This is a genomic window from Micromonospora sp. CPCC 206060, from assembly GCF_036906895.1.
Taxonomy (GTDB): domain Bacteria; phylum Actinomycetota; class Actinomycetes; order Mycobacteriales; family Micromonosporaceae; genus Micromonospora.
Genome location: NZ_JBAKHU010000237.1, coordinates 1 through 1,176 on the forward strand (window position 1 = coordinate 1; position 1,176 = coordinate 1,176).

At 69.5% G+C, this 1,176-nt stretch carries 1 protein-coding gene and 1 pseudogene; both read left to right on the forward strand.

What is annotated here, in order from left to right; genetic code table 11:
* Positions 1-105 precede the first annotated feature (105 nt).
* Positions 106-567 carry a hypothetical protein gene (locus tag V6U90_RS33475; RefSeq protein WP_334445200.1) on the forward strand — a complete coding sequence of 154 codons (462 nt, stop codon included), beginning with the start codon at positions 106-108 and terminating at the stop codon, positions 565-567.
* Between the two features lie 72 nt (positions 568-639).
* Positions 640-1,176, forward strand: a pseudogene (locus V6U90_RS33480) (ISKra4 family transposase); the annotation flags it as partial.

Below are 1,176 nucleotides of genomic sequence, written 5' to 3' on the forward strand. Positions count from 1 at the left end.
GGGTGCGTTTCTTCTTGAGTGAGTTGGGCGGGGGTGTCGTGTCCGGCGGTTGTGGGTGGTCGTTGCGGTAGTTGGTGGTGGCCGGGCGGTGGGGAGGTCGGACTGGTGGAGTACGGCGAGGTTGCGCGTCTGCTGGCTGAGCGGGAGGCGGCTTGTCGGGCGGAGGCGGATCGGCTTGAGGGGGAGGCCGAGCGGATCGCGGGTCTGTTGTCGGTGTGCCGTAAGGAGTTGGAGCGGCTGACCGTGGCGCGTGAGGTGATCGGTGAGCTTCCGGTGGCTGATCTGGGCGTGCCTGTTGCGGGAGGGCGGGTCGCTGGTGATGGCCTGCCTGCCTCGGGTGCTGATGTGGCGGGGTTCGCCGATGAGCTGGTCGCGGTGTTGATCGAGTTCGGCCGTCCGGTGCGCTGTCAGGAGGTCGTCGCGCGTCTGGGTGAGGACCCGCGGGTGGCGCGGCATGTCGAGCGGGTACGGCATCGGCTGAAGAAGCTGAAGCAGGCCGGGCGGGTCGTCGAGCCGCGACCAGGCGTGTTCGTCCCTGCGGATGCGGCCGGTGAGACCGTGGGGTGAGAACAGGGCAACCGTGAAGGGCCTTCCCGAGTTGGCCGGGTGACAAGCCTGTGCCGACCCGAGGAAGACCCGGTGACACTGTATCTCCACTCTGGGCTCGAACCCTGCGAGTTCGCTGCTTCCCGTACCCAGTTTGACCAGATCGTCGCGCGTTTGAGCGGCGAGGAGATGTTGGCCTGCACCCAGGCCGACCTGGAGGACTACGTCACCGCCGCCGGGCGGGAGTTGCAGCGGCTGCTGATGCAGGACCAGCTTGACGCGCGGGCCGTCCGCGAGCAGCGTCGTGACCAGGTGACCGGAGCCGACGGGACGGTACGCACCCGGGCCGAGCCCGGTCATCGGCGGCTGGTGGCCACCACGGTGGGACGCGTCGAGGTGCAACGGATCGCCTACCGGGCACCGGGCGTGGGCAACCTCCACCCAGCCGACGCGCAGTTGGCGTTGCCGCAACGGTTGTATTCCTTCCCGCTGCAACGGGCCGTCGCCCAGCGGGCGGCCGCTGGCTCGCTGCGCAGCGCACGCGAAGCGATCATCGAAGCCACCGGCCAGCACCTGGGCACCCGGCAGTTGATGGCCACCACGGTGGTGGCCGCGGCCGATATCCGCGAC